Origin of the sequence: Micromonospora sp. NPDC020750 (genome assembly GCF_044334565.1) — a bacterium.
Classification (GTDB): Bacteria; Actinomycetota; Actinomycetes; order Mycobacteriales; family Micromonosporaceae; genus Micromonospora.
In genome coordinates this window covers 246,198-264,640 of the sequence record NZ_JBIRTH010000004.1, presented here as the reverse complement: position 1 = coordinate 264,640, position 18,443 = coordinate 246,198, and the positions used below count along the sequence as shown (strand labels likewise).

Below are 18,443 nucleotides of genomic sequence, written 5' to 3'. Positions count from 1 at the left end.
TTGACATGGCGCTCCTCGACCTCCAGGGCCTCGAGATGGCCCCGGCCGACCGCACCGGCGGCGGCTCCAGCGCGAGCCTGCTGCTCTGCGGCGACAGCTCGCTCTCCATCACCACCTGCAACTGACCGTACCGACCACACCGACCACCATGGATGGAGGTGATTCGACATGGCACTTTTGGACCTCCAGGGCCTCGAGATGGCCCCGGCCGACCGCACCGGCGGCGGCTCCAGCGCGAGCCTGCTGCTCTGCGGCGACAGCTCGCTCTCCATCACCACCTGCAACTGACCGGGTCGATCCGCGGCGCCCCGGGTGGACAGAACAAGTCCACCCGGGGCCGCCCGCCGTTCGAGGGGGAACCGATGCGCACGGGCGACGGGCTGTTGCGGCGGGTGGTCCGCGACGCCGGGGGGTGGACGGCCGCGCTGGCCGCGGTCACGCTGACCGGCGCCGTCGCCGAGCTGCTGCTGCCGGCGGTGCTCGGCCTCGCCGTCGACGCGGCGCTGACCGGCGGCACCCGGTGGTGGCCGGCCGCCGCCTGCGCCCTGGTCGTCGTCCTGGTCGCCACCGACACCCTCGGCGACCTGGCCAGCGGGTACGGCGCCGCCCGCGCCACCGCCCGGATCCGGGCGCGCCTGCTGCGGCACCTGTTCGCCCTCGACGTGCGCACCGCCCGCCGGCACCCGGTCGGGGACCTGGTCGGCCGGCTGGTCGGGCAGGCCGCCGACGCCGGTCAGGCCGGCACCGCCGTAGTGTTCAGCGCGATCGCGGTGCTCCCCCCGCTGGGCAGCGTCGTCGCGCTCACCCTGATCGAGCCGGTGCTCGGGGTCACCCTGCTCGCCGGGCTCGTGCTGCTGGCCGGCCTGATGCGCGCGTTCGTCACCGATGCCTCGGCGGCCACCGCCGGCTACCAGAAGGCCCTGAACTCGATCGCCGGCCGGCTGCTGGAGTCCCTGGCCGGCGCCCGGACCATCGCCGCCGCCGCGACCCGCGGCCGGGAGGAGGAGCGGATCCTCACCGCGCTGCCGGAGCTTCGCGGGTACGGCCGGCGCGGCTGGGAGCTGCTGGCCCGGGCCAGCGCCCGCACCGCCGCCGTGGCGCCGCTGCTGCAACTGAGCGTGGTCGCCGTCGGCGGGTACGCGCTGACCGCCGGCTGGCTCACCCCCGGCCAGCTCGTCTCGGCGGTCCGCTACGCGGCCACCGGCGCCGGGCTGGGCGCGGTGCTGGCCACCCTGAACCGCCTGGTGCGCAGCCGCTCCGGAGCGGCCCGGGTCGCCGAGCTGCTGGCGTACCCGGCGCCGGCCGACGGCGACCGGCCGCTGCCGCCGGGCCGTGGGGCGCTGCGGCTGAGTTCGGTGAGCGTGTACGCCGACGACGGCCGGCCCGTCCTCGACGGCGTCGACCTGACCGTCCCGGCCGGGGCAACGGTGGCCGTGGTCGGACCGTCCGGCGCCGGCAAGTCCACCCTCGCCGCCGTCGCCGGACGGCTGCACGACCCGGACGCCGGCGAGGTGCGCCTCGACGGGGTGCCGCTGCCCCGGCTGCGTCCGGACGCCCTGCGCCGGGCCGTCGGGTACGCCTTCGACCGGCCGGCGCTGGTCGGTGCGACCGTGCACGACGCGATCGGGCTGGCCCTGCCCCCGGACGGGGCCGCGCCGCCGGCCGACGGCTCCCCGGCCACCCCCGCCGTACGGCGGGCCGCCGAGACGGCGGCGGTCGCCGACGTCGTCGACCGGCTGCCGGCGGGCTTCCGCACCCCGCTGGCCGACACGCCGCTGTCCGGCGGCGAGGCCCAGCGGCTCGGGCTGGCCCGGGCCTTCGCCGCAGCCGACCGGCTGCTGATCCTCGACGACGCCATGTCCAGCCTGGACACCGTCACCGAGCACCGGATCGCCCGGGCGGTGGCGGGGCAGCCGGGCGAGCGGACGCGGCTGGTGGTCACCCACCGGGTCGCCACGGCGGCGGGCGCGGACCTGGTCGCCTGGCTCGACGGCGGCCGGCTGCGTGCCCTCGCCCCGCACCGGCGGCTCTGGGCGGACCCGGCCTACCGGGCGGTCTTCCACGCCGACGGGCAGAGCGGATGAGTCGCCGGGGACTCGGCACCAGCCACCGGGGACCCCGGATCGATCGCCGGGGCGACCCGGGCGCGACCCGCCCCGGGGTGCGGCAGGTCACCTGGGCGGCGCTGCGGGCCCGCCGGCCGGTCGTGGCGCGGCTCGCCGGTTGGTCGGTCGTCGAGGCGCTGCCTGCGCTGCTCTCCGGCGCGCTGGTCGCGCGGGCGGTCGACGAAGGCTTCCTGGCCGGCCGGCCGGGCGTGGGCCTGGGCTGGCTGGGGCTGCTCGCCGGGGCGGTGCTCGTCGGCGCGGTGGCGACCGGCCGGACGTACCGGAGCCTCGGCGCGGTGGTCGAGCCGTTCCGGGACGACCTCGCCGCCCGGGTGGTCCGGGCGGCCCTGCGGGACGCCACCCGGGCCGGCGGACGCGCGGACAGCGCCGCAGCGGCCCGGCTGACCCACCAGGTGGAACTGGTCCGGGACACCTTCGCCGGCCTGTTGATGGTGACCCGGGGCTTCCTGTTCGCCGCCGGGGCGGCCCTGCTGGGGCTGGTCGCCCTGGACCCGGTGGTCGCGGCGCTGGTGGCCGCGCCCCTGGTCGCCGGGCTGGCCGTGTTCCTCGGTGCGCTGCCGGCGATGGCCGGGCAGCAGCGCCGGTACGTCCGCGCCGGCGAGGAGCTGGGCCGGGCCGGCGCGTCCGCGCTGTCCGGGCACCGGGACGTGCGGGCGTGCGGGGCGGCCGGGCGGGTCGTCGCCGACGTGGGTCGGCGGGTGGCGGACCAGGCCGCCGCCGAGCGCGTCCTGAGCCGGATGTCCGCCGTGCGCAGCCTCAGCCTCGGCGTGGGCGGCTGGCTGCCGCTGGCGGTGCTGCTGCTGGCCGCGCCCCGGCTGGTGGACCGGGGACTGACCGCCGGCGCGTTGCTCGGCGCGCTGATCTACGTCTCCACCGGCCTGCAGCCGGCCCTGCACGCCCTGGTGCAGGGCATCGGCGGCGGCGGTCTGCGCTACGTGGTCACCCTGGACCGCATCCTGCGGACCTGCCCGGACCCCACGGACGAGCCCGACTCCCGGCGCGGCACCCCGCCGGGGGCCGCCGCGCCGGCCGGCCGTCCGGACGAGCAGGCACCGGGAGCGCCGGACCCGGGCCCGCCCGGCGGCACCGAACCGGCCGTGCGGGTGCGCGGGCTGACCTTCCGCTACGGCGCGGCGGCCCGACCGGTGCTGGCGGACGTCACCCTGAGCCTGCCCGTCGGGGAGCACCTCGCCGTGGTCGGGGCGAGCGGGGCGGGCAAGTCCACCCTGGCCGCGCTGCTGTCCGGCCTGCTCGCCCCGCAGGCCGGCACGGTGCTCCTGGGCGGGGTTCCGGTGGCCGGCGCCCCGCCGGCCGCGCTGGCCCGGCTGCGGGTGCTGGTGCCGCAGGAGGCGTACGTCTTCACCGGCTCGCTTGCCGACAACCTGCGCTACCTGTGCCCGGAGGCCGACGACGGCACCATGTCGGACGCCGTCGACGCCCTCGGGGCCGGGGCGCTGGCAGCCCGGCTCGGCGGGCTGAATGGGGCGGTGACGCCCGGCGCGCTCTCCGCCGGCGAGCGGCAACTCGTCGCCGCGGTGCGGGCGTACCTGTCCCCCGCCCCGCTGGTGATCCTCGACGAGGCGACCTGTCACCTGGACCCGGCGGCCGAGGCGACGGTGGAGGACGCGTTCGCCCGCCGGCCCGGCACCCTGGTGGTGATCGCGCACCGGATCAGCTCCGCCGTCCGGGCCGGCCTGGTGCTCGTGGTCGACGGCGAGCGGCCGGTGGCCGGCACGCACGAGGAGTTGCTGGCCCGGTCGGCGGCCTACCGGGAGCTCGTCGGGCACTGGGACGACCGGCCCACGCCGGCACCGGCACCGGCCCGACGGGGCTGACGCACCCGCCCCGCCGCCGCACCCGCCCCGCCGCCCCGCCGCCCCCCTCCGCTCGGCTCGGCTCGGCTCCGTGAGCCGCCGCGCCTCCTCGGCGGCTCACGGGGGCAGTCTTGTGTCAGATCCAGCCGGACTCGCGGGCCACCCGGACCGCCTCGACCCGGGTCCGGGCCCCGGTCTTGCGGGCGATCCGCCCGAGGTGGTTGCGGACGGTGCCGTGCGAGAGCCGCAGCGACCCGGCCACCTCGGCGACCGGGGCTCCGGCGGCGGTCAACCGCAGCACCTCGGTCTCCCGTTCGGTCAACGGGCTGTCGGCGCTGAGCGCCGCCAGCACCAGCTCGGCGTCCACCACCGACTCGTGCCGGGCGAGCCGCCGGATCCCGTCGACCACCCGGTGCGGGGCCACGTCGCTGGCCAGGATGCCGACCGTGCGGCCCGGGGAGAACACGCTGTACAGGCCCCGGGCGCGGCGGGGGTCGGCGAGCACCAGCAGGGGGCACCTGTGCGCCGCAGCGCCGTCGGTGATCAGGTCGAAGTCCACCACCGCGACGTCCGGCCGGCCGACGCGGACCGCCTGGCCGACCGCGTCGCCGCGGCCCACCTCCGCCACCACGTGGATGTCCTCCTCGGCGGCGAGGACGAGCGACAACGCGCCCCGGACCAGGGCACCGTCCAGGGCGAGCAGGGTACGGATCACGGCGGGCCTCTCCCGAGCAGCTCCATTGATCACGGACAGTCAATATTCAAACACGTTACTGACGGGTCCGCTCGGTGAGCGGGCGGGCCCGACACGCATCCGCGTCGGGCCCGCCCGCGACGGCTACAGCCAGCCGTCCCGTTGCGCCAGTCGGACGGCCTCCATCCGGTTGCGGGCACCGGTCTTGTGCAGGATGGCCGACAGGTGGTTGCGCACCGTCCCGTGGGCCAGGAAGAGCCGACGGGCGATCTCCTTGAGCGGCAGGCCCTCGGCCGCCACCCGCAGCACCTCCAGCTCCCGGCGGGTCAACGGGTTGACCGGCGGGCTCAGCACGGCCACCGCGGCGGCCGGGTCGATGACCCGCTCACCGGCGGCGGTCGTCCGGACCGCGCGCACCAGCTCCGACAGTCCGGCGTCCTTGCTGACCAGGCCGCGCGCGCCGGCCGCCAGAGCCGCCTCGACCAGCGGCGGGCTCCAGCGGTGGCTCATCGCCAGCACGGCCGTTCCCGGGGCCTCGACGGCCACCTTCGCCACCACCCAGGCCGACTCGGGCACCTCCGGCTTCAGCTCCAGCACCAACACCTCGGGGTGCTCCCGGCGCAGCACCCCCCACAACTCACCGATGCCGGCCGCATCGGCGACGACCTCGATGTCCTCCTCGTTCGACAGCGCGGCGCACAGCGCGCTGCGCAGCAGTCCCATGTCCTCGGCCACGACGACGTGGATCACCACGTATCTCCGATCTCGGGTACGCGTCGCACCGCCCGGACCACCCGGCTCGATGCCGGGGACGGGTACGGTGCGCGCGGGAACGGACAGCGTCGGCCCGGAGCGGCACCCCGACGGGTGCTCACGGGCCACGGTGGGCCACGTCGGGCGGTCGCACGGCAGGGGGCCGGCGACCGCGGGACGGGCCGGGCCGCGGGCTCAGCCGGGGCGGACGGTCACCGCCGGGGCGCGGCCGTCGACCGGAACCGACGAGCGCGTGGTGCGCTCCCGGCCACCGGTGTACGACGGCCAGCGGGCGTCGTCGGCCGAGGCGGGCACGGGCCCGGAGGTGGCACGGGCGTCGTCGGCGCGCTCGGTGGCCGGAACCGACCGGCCGGGCCCGCCCGACGGCTGCGCCTCGGCCACCGTACCGACCTGCCCCGAGGCAGCCCGGGCCGCGCCGGGGACGGCCGGACCGGCCGTCCACCCGGTCGGGGACGCCGACGCCACGGCCGGCCCGGAGGACACGCCGCCGACCAGGCCAGGCGACGGCGTGGCGGGAACGGGGGCGGGGACGGGGGCGGGGATGGGGAACGGCGACGCCCCCGGCCCGACCGGCCCGCCGGGGGACGGCGCGGGATCGGCCGGTGGGGTCGCGGGCCCGGGTGGGCCCGCCGGGTCGGCCGGGTCGGCCGGCAGGCCCGGCAGCGCCGGCAGCAGCGGGGTGAGCAGCTCGTCGACCAGCACCAGGACCGGGGGCAGGATCTGCTGCGCCGCCCCGTTGACCGTGTCTGCCAGGGCCGTCGTGAGGCTCCCGACGAGCGCCGGCAGGCGGGCCGTCACGCCGCCGACCGGGCCGGGGGGCATCGGGTCACCGGGCGTCACCGGACGCGGCCGCCCGTTCCCGGCCGGTGGGCCCTGTGGGCCGCCGGTCGCCCCGGCGACGGCCGACGCCACGTCGGGGACGCCTGGCCGGACGGCCGGACGGAAGTCCGGCCGGGTCGCTCCGTCGCCACCCGGCGACGGCGCACCGGACCCGGGACGCGTCTCGGGCGCCGACGCCGCACCGGACCCGGGCCGGGCGTGGGGCCGCGACGGCTCGCCGGACCCGGGCCGGGCGTCGGGCGGCGCGGGCCGGACCGGGCCCGGGGCGTCGGGCTCTGCCGGACGGGGAGCCGCCGGCGGCAGCGGCACCAGCAGCGGGCTGATGGGCCGGTCAACGAGGAGGTCCGGGCGGGAGGAGCCGGGCCGACCACCGTCGGAGGAGCCGCGGTCGGGACCGCCACGGTCGGGACCGGCGGGCCGGGCGTGGTCGGCGCGGGCGGGACCGGCGGGCCGGGCGTGGTCGGCGCGGGCGGGCAGGATGCCGTCGAGGGCACCGGCCAACGGGCCCGCCGAGCGGGGCGCCCCGTCGGGGCCCGCTGCGGCCGGAGGCCGGCCGCCGTCGTGCGCGGCGGCGGGGCCGGCGAGCAGCACGGCCCCGACGATCCCGGCACCCGTCGCGGCCAGCAGCAGCGCGATCCGCCGCACGACCCGGGACACCCCCACCTCCCCCACCCCCGCCCCCGCCTCCCCCGCGTGCACTTTCACGGAATGTGTGGCATCGACGCGCGCCATAGCCACACATTCCGTGAAAGTGCACGCACCGGGAACCCGCGCGACCGGGGAGGCGTCGGCGCGGCGCGGCGACGCGGTCACCACGGCCGGTGCGGAGCGGACAGCGGGACAGCGGGACAACGCACGCGGACAGCCCCCCTCCTCGATGACGTCGACACATCGTAACGATGCCGTCACCCCCACGCATCCCCCGGCCGGCCCGGTCCTGCCGGGCGAGCCGGTCGGTCACCCCGGCCGGAAGATGGCCGCGCAGGGCGGCGAACCGGGCCACCGTGAGGTACGACGGGTCGGCCCCTGCGGCTGGCGGAACACCTTCAGTCCGGCCGACCGCGGGTCAACGTGCGGACGGGGCCGGGCCGGGGGTCAGGTGTCGAGCCAGCGGTGGATGCAGTGCAACAGGTCCTCGGCGTCCACCGGCTTGGTGACGTAGTCACTGGCCCCGGAGGTGATGCTCTTCTCCCGGTCACCGTGCATCGCCTTGGCGGTCACGGCGATGATCGGCAGGTCGGCGTAGCGCGGCATCGCCCGGATGGCGGCGGTGGCTGTGTACCCGTCCATCTCCGGCATCATCACGTCCATCAGCACCAGGTCGATGTCGTCGTGGCGCATCAGGGTCTCGATGCCCTTACGACCGTTCTCGGCGTACACCACGTCGAGCCCGTGCAGCTCGAGGATGTTGGTCAGGGCGAAGACGTTGCGGGCGTCGTCGTCGACCACCAGGACCTTGCGCCCGGCCAGCCCGGCGACGCCGGCCCAGGGCGCGTCGGCCTCCTGGGCCGGCCGGCCCAGCGGCACCACCCGCCCGGGCACGTCCACCGACAGGTGCAGGGCGATCCGCTCGCGCAGGTCGTCCAGGCTGGCGACGATCTCCAGGGGGCGGCCCCCGGCCGTCGCCCGGAGCAGGGCCTCCTGCCCGGGCGCCAGCGGCCGCGCGTGGTATGCCAGCACCGGCACGCCGCCGTTCGCGGCGTCGTCGTGCAGCGCCCTGAGCAGCACGGTGCCGCTGTCGTCCGGCAGGTCCAGGTGGACCACGAGGCAGCGGTGCCGGCGGCCGGCCACGGCCTCCAGAGCCGAGGGGGCGTCCAGGACGGTCGTCACCTCGACCGGTGGGAGGCCGCCGGCCAGCCCGGCCGCGACACCGTGGACCAGCATGGTCAGCAGCCCCTTGTCGTGGTGTTCGAGGACGAGGACGCGCCGCTCGTCCGCCGGGGGTGGGCCGGTCGGCAGCCCGAACGGGCCGGGCACGGCGGCGCGGTCGCGCGCGACCATGTCGGCGAGGGCGGCGAGGGACATCGGGGGGCCGGCCGGGGCCGGCACGCCGGTGGGTACGGCCGAACCGGGCACGGTGGCCGGCAGGTAGAGGGTGAACGTGCTGCCCCGCCCGAGGACGCTGCGCGCGGTGATCCGGCCGCCCAGCAGGTGGGCGATCTCCCGGCTGATCGACAGGCCCAGCCCGGTCCCGCCGTACCGGCGGCTGGTGGTGCCGTCGGCCTGCTGGAAGGCGTCGAAGATCGCGGTGAGGTGCTGCTCGGCGATGCCGATGCCGGTGTCGACGACTCGGAAGGCCAGCACCGTCTCCCCCGGCGCGAACTGCTCGGGCAGCTCTTCCGGGCGGGCCCGCTCGATGCGCAGTTCCACCCGGCCGTGCTCGGTGAACTTGACGGCGTTGGAGACGAGGTTGCGCAGCACCTGCCGCAGCCGCTGCTCGTCGGTGTGCAGCCGCTGCGGCACGTCCGCCGCCGTGCTGATCTCCAACGCCAGGCCGCGCGGCGTGGTCAGCGGGCGGAACGTGGCGTCGACGTAGTCGCGCAGCACGCCCAGCTCGAACGTCTCCGGATTGATGTCCATCTTGCCTGCCTCCACCTTGGACAGGTCGAGGATGTCGTTGATCAGTTGGAGCAGGTCGGTGCCGGCGGAGTGGATGACGGTGGCGTACTCGACCTGCTTGGCGGTCAGGTTGCGGTTCGGGTTCTGGGCCAGCAGTTGGGCCAGGATGAGCAGCGAGTTCAGCGGGGTACGCAGCTCGTGGCTCATGTTGGCGAGGAACTCCGACTTGTACTTCGAGGCCAGCGCGAGCTGCTGGGCACGGGCCTCCAACTCCTGGCGGGCCTGCTCGATCTCGGAGTTCTTGGTCTCGATGTCGTGGTTCTGCCGGGCCAGCAGCGCCGCCTTGTCCTCCAGGTCCGCGTTGGAGCGCTGGAGTTCCTCGGAGCGGGCCTGGAGTTCCTCCGAGCGGGCCCGAAGCTCGGCGGCGAGGCGCTGCGACTCGGTGAGCAGCACGTCGGTCCGGGCGTTGGCGACGATGGTGTTGACGTTGACGCCGATGGTCTCCATGAGCTGGTCGAGGAAGTCCCGGTGCGCCTCGGTGAACCGGCTCATGCTGGCCAGCTCGATGACGCCGAGCACCTGGTCCTCGAACAGGATCGGGAGCACCACCAGGTGCTGCGGCGCGGCGGCGCCGAGGCTGGAGGAGACGGTGACGTAGTCGGCCGGGACGGCGTCCACCACGATCGCCCGCTTGCTCACCGCGGCCTGCCCGACGAGGGACTCGCCGAGGGTGTACCGGCGGCCGGAGGCCCGGTGGCCGTAGCCGCCGACCACCCGCAGGGTGGGGGTGTCCCCGGTCTCCTCCACCAGGAGGAACGTGCCGAGCTGTGCGGAGACCAGCGGGGCCAGCTCGTCCATCACCAGCCCGGCGACCACCTCCAGGTCCCGGTGGCCCTGCATCAGGCCGGAGATCCGGGCGAGGTTGGTCTTCAGCCAGTCCTGCTCCTGGTTCATCCGGGTGGTCTCGCGCAGCGATTCCACCATGGAGTTGATGTTGTCCTTGAGCTCGGCCACCTCGCCGGAGGCGTCCACGGTGATCGAGCGGGTCAGGTCGCCGGTGGCCACCGCGCTGGTCACCTCGGCGATGGCCCGGACCTGCCGGGTGAGGTTGCCGGCCAGCTCGTTGACGTTCTCGGTGAGCCGCTTCCAGGTGCCGGAGACGCCCTCCACCTCGGCCTGCCCGCCGAGCCGCCCCTCGCTGCCCACCTCACGGGCCACCCGGGTCACCTCGGCGGCGAACGACGACAGCTGGTCCACCATCGTGTTGATGGTCGTCTTCAGCTCCAGGATCTCGCCGCGGGCGTCGACGTCGATCTTCCGGGTCAGGTCGCCCTGGGCGACGGCGGTGGTCACCTGGGCGATGTTGCGGACCTGACCGGTGAGGTTGTTCGCCATCGAGTTGACGTTGTCGGTGAGGTCCTTCCAGGTGCCGGCCACGTTCGGCACCCGGGCCTGGCCACCGAGCCGACCCTCCGTGCCCACCTCCCGGGCCACCCGCGTCACCTCGTCGGCGAACGCGCCGAGGGTGTCGACCATGGTGTTGATGGTCTGGGCGAGCACGGCGACCTCACCCTTGGCCTCCACCGTGATCTTGCGGCTCAGGTCGCCCTGGGCCACCGCCGTGGCGACCAGCGCGATCGAGCGCACCTGGTTGGTGAGGTTGTTCGCCATCTCGTTGACGTTGTCGGTGAGGTCCTTCCAGGTGCCGCCGACGTTGGACACCCGGGCCTGACCACCGAGCCGACCCTCCGTGCCCACCTCCCGGGCCACCCGCGTCACCTCGTCGGCGAACGCGGAGAGCTGGTCCACCATCGTGTTGATGGTCTCCTTGAGGGCCAGGATCTCGCCCCGGGCGTCGACCCGGATCTTCTGGGTCAGGTCGCCCTTGGCCACGGCCGTGGTCACCTCGGCGATGCTGCGGACCTGGGCGGTGAGGTTGTCGGCCATGACGTTCACCGACTCGGTGAGGTCCTTCCAGGTGCCCGAGACGCCCTTGACGTCGGCCTGGCCGCCGAGCCGACCCTCCGTGCCGACCTCCCGGGCCACCCGGGTCACCTCGTCGGCGAACGACGAGAGCTGGTCCACCATCGTGTTGATGGTGTTCTTCAGCTCCAGGATCTCCCCGTGCGCGGTGACGGTGATCTTCTGCGACAGGTCGCCCCGGGCCACCGCCGTGGCCACCTGGGCGATGCTGCGCACCTGGTCGGTGAGGTTGACCGCCATCGAGTTCACCGAGTCGGTCAGGTCCCGCCACGTCCCGGCGACGCCGCTGACCTGGGCCTGGCCGCCGAGCCGACCGTCGGTGCCGACCTCCCGGGCCACCCGGGTCACCTCGTCGGCGAACGACGAGAGCTGGTCCACCATCGTGTTGATGGTGCTCTTGAGTTCGAGGATCTCGCCCCGGGCGTCCACGGTGATCTTCTGCGACAGGTCGCCCCGGGCCACCGCCGTGGTGACCTGGGCGATGTTCCGCACCTGACTGGTCAGGTTGCCGGCCATGAAGTTCACCGAGTCTGTCAGGTCGCGCCAGGTGCCGGCCACCCCGGGCACCTCGGCCTGGCCGCCGAGCCGGCCCTCGCTGCCGACCTCACGGGCCACCCGGGTCACCTCGTCGGCGAACGACGAGAGCTGGTCCACCATCGTGTTGATGGTGACCTTCAGCTCCAGGATCTCGCCCCGGACGTCCACGGTGATCTTCTGCGACAGGTCGCCCCGGGCCACCGCCGTGGCCACCTCGGCGATGTCGCGCACCTGGTCGGTGAGGTTCCCGGCCATCGCGTTCACCGAGTCGGTGAGGTCCTTCCAGGTGCCCGACACCCCGGGCACCTCGGCCTGGCCGCCGAGCTGGCCCTCAGTGCCCACCTCACGGGCCACCCGGGTCACCTCGGAGGTGAACAGCGAGAGCTGGTCGACCATGCCGTTGAACACGGTGGCGATCTCGCCGAGCAGGCCGTCACCGTCCTCCGGCAGCCGGGTGCCGAAGTCGCCGTCGCGCACCGCGGTCAGGCCCGCCAGCAGCTGCCGCAGGCCCGGGTCGGTCACCGAACCGGCCGGACCGGGAGCCGCACCACCACGTCGTACCGCCGACCGCTCGACCATCGCAACCCCCCGGAACCGACCCGCCGGGTGAACGGCCCGACGGCGACGACAGCAAACCGGGCCAGTATGCACGTGACGGCGGGCGGGCGGTGAGCAGTGGTCCTCCGCGGCTCAGCCCGGGCAGATTCGGGGCGGGGGCGTGGTCACCGCCCCGGGCCCGCCGGGGTGGCCAGCCGGGCGCTGACCCGGACGGTCGTGCCCCGGCCGTCGGCGCGGATCTCCAGGCCGTCGGTGAGCTGTTGGGCGAGCCACAGGCCGCGCTGGCCGACCTCGTTCGGCGCGGGGAGCGCGACCCGCACGTCGCCGAGGCCGGGGCCGTCGTCGGTGATCTCGCACGTCAGCCGGTCGCCGTCGCGGCACAGTCGCAGTTCGCCGCTGCCCCCGCCGTGCCGGACGACGTTGGCGACCAACTCGTGCACCGCCAGCACGAAGTCGTCCAGGACCACGCCGGCCAGTCCGGCCGCGCCGGCCGCGGCGACGACGGCGTGACGCAGCGACGTCACCTGCCCGGCGGCGATGGTCTGCGCCAACAGCGTCAACTCGGTACCCGCACGGGACGCGCCGGCTTCCGAGCCGCCACCGTCACCCCCATCGCTGATCATGGCCGGGACCGTACACGGTCCGCACCCGCCCGGGGCGTACCCTGCTGGATCTTCCGGCAGTCCGCGCTCAGCCGGCCCGGGTCGCGGGCAGCCGGGACATCAGCTGGATCTGGGCGGTCCGGGACCGTTCGATTCGGTCGGCGAGGTCACGTACCTCGGCGCCGACCGCCGCCGGCCGGTGCGCGCGGGCCAGCGCGGCCGCCCGGCGCTGGTGAGCGGTGAGCACGTCGACGAGCACGGCGTCGAACCGGTCGGCGGGCGCGGAGCGCAGCCGGGCGAGGTCCGCGTCGGCGGTCGGCGACCCGCTGGGGTGCGCGTGGTGCCCGGCGTGCCCGTCGTCGTCGCCGGGCGGGGTCGCGGCGGCCAGCCAGCGCCGCATGGTGGCCAGCTCGTCGGCCTCGGTCGCGTCGACGGCGGCGACCAGGGTGCGCAGCTCGGCGTCGGTCACCCGGCCCGTCGACTCGGCGGCGATCACCCGGGTCCGGTCGTGGTGGGCCACCATGGCCGTCAGGAACGGCACGTCCGCCGGGTCGGGCCGGGCCGACCGGGCGGCGGGCGGAGCGCCGGTCCCGCCGGAGGGCGGAGCGGGGACGGCGGCGGGCGCGGCGCAGCCGGCGACCGCGAGGAGCGCGGCGAGCGGGAGCGCCGCGAGGCGGCGGCGCACGCCGTGGACTGCGTCGGGTCTCATGGTGCCGTGGCCTTCCGTACTCGGCGGGTGTGGCCCGGGACCGGACCACACCCGGGGCTTCCGTGCTGGGCGGGTGTAGCCCGGGACCGGACCACACCCGGGGCTTCCGTGCTGGGCGGGTGTAGCCCGGGACCGGACCACACCCGGGGCTTGCGTGCTGGCGGGTGTGGCCCGGGACCGGGCCACACCCGGGGCGGGTCAGAGCCGGGTCCAGAGCGCCGGCACGTTCGGCGGCTCCCAGCCGGGCAGGGCGGTGTGCGGCTGCGTGCACCGGTACGTCGCGCCGCCGTAGGTGACCTGGTCACCGGCCCGGTACGCCTGCCCGGAGGTCCAGGTGCCGGACGGGGCCGGGGTGGTCGGCGCGGGCGTGGTCGGGGTCGGCGTGGGGGTCCGCGTCGGCGACGTGGTGGGGGTGGGCGTCGGGTTGCCGCCCCCGCCGATCTGGAGGTCCACGCAGGAATAGAAGGCGTTGGCGGTGTCGGAGATGTTCCAGATGGCGAGCAGCTTCTGCCGCCCCGAGTACCCGCCCAGGTTGACGGTGTGCGAGACGGTGGCGCCCGGCTGCTGCCCGCCCCCGTTGACCACGGCGACCCGGGTGCCGCCGATCCAGTACTCCCAGTTGCTGGTGGCGTGCCGGGCGGTGTTGGTCCAGGTGAAGGTCACCGAGCTGCCGACCGAGGTGGCCGGCCAGCCCCGGGCGTCGTCGTTGAGGACGGCGAACTGGCTGATCCCGGCGTGGCAGCTGCGCAGCCCCTTCGGGCCCTCGACGCTCTGCGGCTCGTACTTGATCTGGCCGCAGTCGGGCACCCGGTTCTGGGCGCAGAGCGCCTGCCGGCTCGGCGGACCGGAGATGTACCCGTGTGCCTGGACTGGTACCGCGACGGCCAGCGAGGCGATGACGGCACCCGCCGACGCGAGCGGAAGGACGACTGTTCGACGCATGTGAATGCTCCTTCGGATCGAAGCGGACGTCGGCGCACCGCCGAGCTGGGGGAACGCGCCCGCCTGGGGGATGCGATGAACATAAAGTAAACATTCTTAACAGTAAATACCCCAGGCGGAAAACATCCCGGGCGGCCCGCGCCCGCCACCCCGTCGCCGCCCCGTGCAGGGCGGGGCGGCCGGGCTGCCGGTCCCCGGCCACGGAAGCCGACCCGGGGCCGGGCCGCATTCGGCGAGGTCAGCGGCAATTCATTCCGCGGCGGCAGCTCATATCTCCGGTTCCGCTCGGACAAATTGCCATTGACGGCTGTTGACCGATTTGAGCACACGCCGCAAGCCGACGGCGGCCAAAAGGCTGCTTTTCCGATAGGGAATTCGTAGTTATCGGGGGTGGAGGAAACCAGCCCTCCGACTCGCCGAACAGGGAGCACGGAGGGTGACAATCGGTCCCGCGATCATAGGCCGCCCGACACGCATCGAGCCAGCCCAGGGCCCTGCCCAGGTCAGTCGACCCCGCAGGGCGGCAACCGGCGGTCACGACGGGTCGCCTGCCGCCGCGCCGGGCGAGCAGATTGCAGAATGCACGGGTTGACGCGCCGCACCCCCACGACAATCATTGCTGTCACTGGACGGCGATTATCGCGATTCCGGATAGACGACGTTTTCCCACGTCAGTGGGTTTATTCGCCGCATCCGCAGAACGCGCGGTCGCCGTTGGCGTCCAGTCAGGGAATACACCATCGGAACACCCGCCAGCAACGAGCGAGGAGCCAGCCGGTGAAGGGGAACGACGAAGCTCCCGCGCCGCCCCGGCCACTGCCGGCGGCGCGCCACGACCGACCGGAGGACCGCCTCGCCCTGCACGGCGGCGCGCCGGTCCGCCACACCCCCTGGCCCACGTACGACAAGGGCGCCGTCTTCGTCCATCCCGAGGACGAGGAGGCGGCCTGCCGGGCCGTCCGCAGCCACCTCTACTTCCGCTACGACCACCGGCCGCAGCACGAGACGGAGTGCGGCCGGTTCGAGGACGAGCTGTGCCGCTTCTTCGGCACCCGGCACGCCCTCGCGGTGTCCAGCGGCACCGCCGCCCTGGCCCTGGCCCTCATGGCCGCGCGGGTGCCCCCGGGCTCGCTGGTCGCCTGCCCCGGGTTCACCTTCGTCGCCACGCCGAGCGCCATCGTCATGGCCGGGTGCCGGCCTTTCCTGGTCGAGGTGGACCAGGATCTGCGGATGGACATCGACGACCTGCGGCGCCGCTGGGACCCCCGGATCGGCGCGATCCTCGTGGTGCACATGCGCGGCTTCGCCGCCGACGCCGAGGCGCTGGCCCGGTTCGCCACCGAGATGGGGGTGCCGCTGATCGAGGACGCGGTGCCGGCGCTGGGCGCCGAGCTCAACGGCCGCAAGCTCGGCACGTTCGGGGCCGCCGGGGCGTTCAGCACCCAGTCCGACAAGGCGCTCAACAGCGGCGAGGGCGGCTTCCTGGTCACCGACGACCGGGAGCTGTACGCCCGCGCGGTGGCGCTGTCCGGGGCGTACGAGGGGCGGTTGCGGCGGCACTTTCCCGACGGCGAAGCGCCGTTGACCGGCCTGGACCTGCCCCTGCTGAGCCTGCGGATGGACGAGATCCGGGCCGCGCTGCTGCGCGCCGAGATGGCCCGGCTGCCGGAGCGGCTGCGGCTGTTCCACCGCAACTACGGGTACGTTGCCGCCGCGCTGGCCGACCTGCCGGGCATCGCGATCCGCCGGCCGGTCGCCCCCGGGGCGTACCTCGGTGAGGCGTTCGTGTTCCGGGTGCCCGGCGGCGACGCCGGCTGGTTCGCCCGCGCGCTGTGCCGGGAGGGCGTCGACGCGCGCAACATCGGCGCCGACGACGACCTCAACGTCCGAGCGTTCTGGAACTGGCGGTTCGTGTACGACACCGACGACCTCGACGAGATCCGGGCGATGCTCCCGCGCACCGCCGGGTACCTGCGGGAGGCGGTGGACGTGCCGCTGTCGTCCAGCCTGACCCTCGACGACTGCGACGACCTGGTGCGGGCGGTCCGCAAGGTGGCCGCCGCCGCGTCCGCCGAGCACCCCGTGGCCGCCGAGCACCCCGTGCCCGCCGGACCCGCGTCGGCCGGGCCGGCGGAGCCGGTGCGCCGATGACGGCCGCCCCGACCCGCGCCGTGCCGCGCCCGGCCCTGGTGGGCATCTTCGGCGGGCTCTTCGCCGGCTACCTCGGCCTCACCGCGGTGCTCCCGGTGCTGCCCGGGTTCCTGCGCGACCGGCACGACGCCGGGGACCTGGTGGTCGGGCTGGTCGTCACGGTGACCGCGGTGACCGCGCTGCTGGTCCGGCCGGTCGCCGGTGCGCTGGCCGACCGGTACGGCCACCGCACCGTGATGCTCACCGGCGCCCTCGTGGTGGCCGGCGGCGGGTTGCTCTACTTCCTGCCGCTCAGCGTGCCGGTGCTGGTGGCGGTGCGGCTGCTGCTCGGCGCCGGCGAGGCCGCCCTGTTCACCGCCGGGGCGGTGTGGACGGTGGCGCTGGCCCCGCACCACCGCCGCGGCCAGCTCATCGGCCTGTACGGGATGAGCATGTGGGGCGGTATCTCCGCCGGCACCTTCCTCGGCGCCACCCTGCAACAAATCTCCTTCACGGCGGTCTGGGCGCTCGCCGCCGCCGCTCCCCTGCTGGCCGCCGCGCTGGTGGCCATGGTCCCGGTCCAGCCCCGGGATCCCGCCGCCGCACCGGCGAAGGGCGGCGGCGGGCTGCTGCTGCGCCCGGCGCTGCTGCCCGGCACCGCGCTCGCCCTCGGCGCCGCCGGGTACGCCGGCCTGGCCGCGTTCATCGTGCTGCACCTGGACGCGCGCGGGATCGGCTCCGGCGTGGTGGTGCTGAGCTGCTTCAGCGCCGTGTACGCGCTCACCCGCCTGGTCATCGGCCACCTGCCGGACAAGCTCGGCCCGCGCCGGGTGGCGGCCTGGTCGGCGGCCGGCGAGGCGGTCGGCCTGGTGATCATCGCGGTGGCCCCGAACCTGCCCGTCGCCGTGGCCGGCGGCGTGATCACCGGCGTCGGGTTCTCCCTGCTGCACCCCTCGCTGGCGCTGATGGTGATGAACCGGGCCGAACCGACCCGGCAGGGGGCGGCGATCGGGGCGTACACCTCGTTCTGGGACCTGGGGCTGGCCGTGTGGGGGCCGGTGACCGGCCTGGTCGCGGCGACCCTCGACTACCCCGCCGTGTTCGGTGTCGGCGCGGTCTGCGCCGTCGCGGCGGCGGTGCTGGCGGCGTGGATCGGCCGCCCGGCGGCCGGTCCCGGCGCCACCCGACCCGCAGGACGAGAGACGGAGGCCCGCGCGGCATGAGCGACCTGACCGTCCTGTGCGTCACCGGCTGGTGCCGCAACGGCAGCACCATCATCGGCAACGTGCTCAACGAGGTGCCCGGCTTCTTCCACGTCGGCGAGCTGCACTTCCTGTGGGGGAACTCCACCGGCCGGGGGGTCAACGACCTGTGCGGCTGCGGCGTACCGCTGACCGCCTGTGACATCTGGTCGCGGGTGCTGCCGGTCGGCCGCCCGGCGGGGATGTCGCCGGACGCGCACGCCGCCGCGGTGATCGGCCGCCAGCGGTCCCGGGTACGCACCCGACACACCTGGCGGGTGCTGCGCCGGGGCCTGTACGACGACGAGATCCGCGCGCACGCCGACCTGATGGGCGAGGTCTACCGGGCCGCCGCCGAGCGCACCGGAGCGCACACCATCGTGGACACCACGAAGATCCCCGGCGAGGCCGCGCTGCTGCCGTACGTCGCGGGGATCACCCCGTACTACGTGCACCTGGTCCGCGACCCGCGCGCGGTGGCGCACTCCTGGCGGGAGCCGAAGCAGTACGTCTACGCGATGTCGGCGGCGCGCAGCACCGCGTACTGGCACGGGTTCAACCTGGCCTCGGCGGCGATCACCCGGCGCTTTCCCGAGCGGTCGACGCTGCTGCGCTACGAGTCGTTCACCGCCGACCCGGCCAACACCGTCGACGCGCTGCTGCGGCTCTGCGGGGCCGACCCGGCCGGCAACCCGGTGCGCGGGCGGACCGTCGAGCTGCACACCAACCACACGGTGACCGGCAACCCGGACCGGTTCCGCACCGGGGCCACCGTCATCCGGGACCGCGACGACTCCTGGCGGCGCACCCTGTCCCGGGCGGACCGGCTGGCCGCGACGGCCCTGGCCCAGCCGCTGTTCGCCCGCTACGGCTACCGTTCCGCCCCGCGCGGGGCGGACCGACTGTCACCGACCAGCGGATCAGGGAGGTAACG

14 protein-coding genes are annotated in these 18,443 nt (G+C 75.3%); 7 read left to right on the top strand and 7 right to left on the bottom strand.

The features are described from left to right. Nucleotides 1–5 precede the first annotated feature (5 nt). The 4 genes from ACH4T9_RS15085 to ACH4T9_RS15070 all read left to right on the top strand — a co-directional run bounded on the left by ACH4T9_RS15085 (nucleotide 6) and on the right by ACH4T9_RS15070 (nucleotide 3,961). A complete protein-coding gene (locus ACH4T9_RS15085; RefSeq protein ID WP_117669281.1) occupies nucleotides 6–125 on the top strand; it encodes a SapB/AmfS family lanthipeptide in 120 nt (39 codons plus the stop codon). A 43-nt stretch (nucleotides 126–168) separates the two neighbouring features. Beyond that, on the top strand, nucleotides 169–288 hold the full coding sequence (locus ACH4T9_RS15080; RefSeq protein ID WP_117669281.1) for a SapB/AmfS family lanthipeptide: 120 nt from the start codon (nucleotides 169–171) through the stop codon (nucleotides 286–288). A gap of 74 nt (nucleotides 289–362) precedes the next feature. Beyond that, nucleotides 363–2,084, top strand: coding sequence for an ABC transporter ATP-binding protein (locus tag ACH4T9_RS15075; RefSeq protein ID WP_396672823.1), 1,722 nt, complete (start codon nucleotides 363–365; stop codon nucleotides 2,082–2,084). Beyond that, nucleotides 2,081–3,961, top strand: coding sequence for an ATP-binding cassette domain-containing protein (locus ACH4T9_RS15070; protein WP_396672824.1), 1,881 nt, complete (start codon nucleotides 2,081–2,083; stop codon nucleotides 3,959–3,961). Before ACH4T9_RS15075 ends, ACH4T9_RS15070 begins: the two co-directional genes overlap by 4 nt. A gap of 115 nt (nucleotides 3,962–4,076) precedes the next feature. Here the strand turns inward: ACH4T9_RS15070 and ACH4T9_RS15065 are convergent, their stop codons facing one another. The 7 genes from ACH4T9_RS15065 to ACH4T9_RS15035 all read right to left on the bottom strand — a co-directional run bounded on the left by ACH4T9_RS15065 (nucleotide 4,077) and on the right by ACH4T9_RS15035 (nucleotide 14,138). Then, nucleotides 4,077–4,655 (bottom strand): response regulator transcription factor, encoded by a 579-nt coding sequence (locus ACH4T9_RS15065; RefSeq protein ID WP_387017771.1) that lies wholly within the window; start codon nucleotides 4,653–4,655, stop codon nucleotides 4,077–4,079. A 123-nt stretch (nucleotides 4,656–4,778) separates the two neighbouring features. After that, entirely contained in the window at nucleotides 4,779–5,384 is a 606-nt protein-coding gene (locus ACH4T9_RS15060; RefSeq protein WP_396672825.1) for a response regulator transcription factor, read from the bottom strand. Nucleotides 5,385–5,582: 198 nt separating this feature from the next. Beyond that, on the bottom strand, nucleotides 5,583–6,905 hold the full coding sequence (locus ACH4T9_RS15055; protein ID WP_396672826.1) for a hypothetical protein: 1,323 nt from the start codon (nucleotides 6,903–6,905) through the stop codon (nucleotides 5,583–5,585). Between the two features lie 438 nt (nucleotides 6,906–7,343). Beyond that, a complete protein-coding gene (locus ACH4T9_RS15050) occupies nucleotides 7,344–11,906 on the bottom strand; it encodes a HAMP domain-containing protein (RefSeq protein WP_396672827.1) in 4,563 nt (1,520 codons plus the stop codon). 143 nt (nucleotides 11,907–12,049) lie between these two features. Further along, nucleotides 12,050–12,508, bottom strand: a complete 459-nt coding sequence (locus ACH4T9_RS15045) for an ATP-binding protein (RefSeq protein ID WP_396672828.1) — start codon at nucleotides 12,506–12,508, stop codon at nucleotides 12,050–12,052. 67 nt (nucleotides 12,509–12,575) lie between these two features. Next, entirely contained in the window at nucleotides 12,576–13,196 is a 621-nt protein-coding gene (locus ACH4T9_RS15040; protein WP_396672829.1) for a DUF305 domain-containing protein, read from the bottom strand. A 198-nt stretch (nucleotides 13,197–13,394) separates the two neighbouring features. Next, entirely contained in the window at nucleotides 13,395–14,138 is a 744-nt protein-coding gene (locus tag ACH4T9_RS15035; RefSeq protein ID WP_396672830.1) for a lytic polysaccharide monooxygenase, read from the bottom strand. Nucleotides 14,139–14,915: 777 nt separating this feature from the next. Between ACH4T9_RS15035 and ACH4T9_RS15030 the strand changes: the two genes are divergently transcribed. From ACH4T9_RS15030 to ACH4T9_RS15020, 3 genes are read left to right on the top strand one after another with little or no spacing between them, the layout of a single operon-like run. Next, the gene (locus ACH4T9_RS15030) at nucleotides 14,916–16,289 is read left to right on the top strand and encodes a DegT/DnrJ/EryC1/StrS family aminotransferase (protein ID WP_396672831.1); all 1,374 of its coding nucleotides are present in this window, start codon (nucleotides 14,916–14,918) and stop codon (nucleotides 16,287–16,289) included. Next, complete coding sequence (locus tag ACH4T9_RS15025) at nucleotides 16,286–17,491, top strand: MFS transporter (RefSeq protein ID WP_396672832.1); 1,206 nt, start codon at nucleotides 16,286–16,288, stop codon at nucleotides 17,489–17,491. Before ACH4T9_RS15030 ends, ACH4T9_RS15025 begins: the two co-directional genes overlap by 4 nt. Next, the gene (locus ACH4T9_RS15020) at nucleotides 17,488–18,441 is read left to right on the top strand and encodes a sulfotransferase (protein ID WP_396672833.1); all 954 of its coding nucleotides are present in this window, start codon (nucleotides 17,488–17,490) and stop codon (nucleotides 18,439–18,441) included. Before ACH4T9_RS15025 ends, ACH4T9_RS15020 begins: the two co-directional genes overlap by 4 nt. The last annotated feature ends 2 nt before the right edge of the window (nucleotides 18,442–18,443 follow it).

Bases quoted from the DNA above. Each gene is read 5' to 3' on its own strand.
- ACH4T9_RS15035 (WP_396672830.1), bottom strand. From the start codon at position 14,138: ATGCGTCGAACAGTCGTCCTTCCGCTCGCGTCGGCGGGTGCCGTCATC.
- ACH4T9_RS15040 (WP_396672829.1), bottom strand. From the start codon at position 13,196: ATGAGACCCGACGCAGTCCACGGCGTGCGCCGCCGCCTCGCGGCGCTC.
- ACH4T9_RS15020 (WP_396672833.1), top strand. From the start codon at position 17,488: ATGAGCGACCTGACCGTCCTGTGCGTCACCGGCTGGTGCCGCAACGGC.
- ACH4T9_RS15080 (WP_117669281.1), top strand. From the start codon at position 169: ATGGCACTTTTGGACCTCCAGGGCCTCGAGATGGCCCCGGCCGACCGC.
- ACH4T9_RS15075 (WP_396672823.1), top strand. From the start codon at position 363: ATGCGCACGGGCGACGGGCTGTTGCGGCGGGTGGTCCGCGACGCCGGG.
- ACH4T9_RS15025 (WP_396672832.1), top strand. From the start codon at position 16,286: ATGACGGCCGCCCCGACCCGCGCCGTGCCGCGCCCGGCCCTGGTGGGC.
- ACH4T9_RS15050 (WP_396672827.1), bottom strand. From the start codon at position 11,906: ATGGTCGAGCGGTCGGCGGTACGACGTGGTGGTGCGGCTCCCGGTCCG.
- ACH4T9_RS15085 (WP_117669281.1), top strand. From the start codon at position 6: ATGGCGCTCCTCGACCTCCAGGGCCTCGAGATGGCCCCGGCCGACCGC.
- ACH4T9_RS15045 (WP_396672828.1), bottom strand. From the start codon at position 12,508: ATGATCAGCGATGGGGGTGACGGTGGCGGCTCGGAAGCCGGCGCGTCC.
- ACH4T9_RS15070 (WP_396672824.1), top strand. From the start codon at position 2,081: ATGAGTCGCCGGGGACTCGGCACCAGCCACCGGGGACCCCGGATCGAT.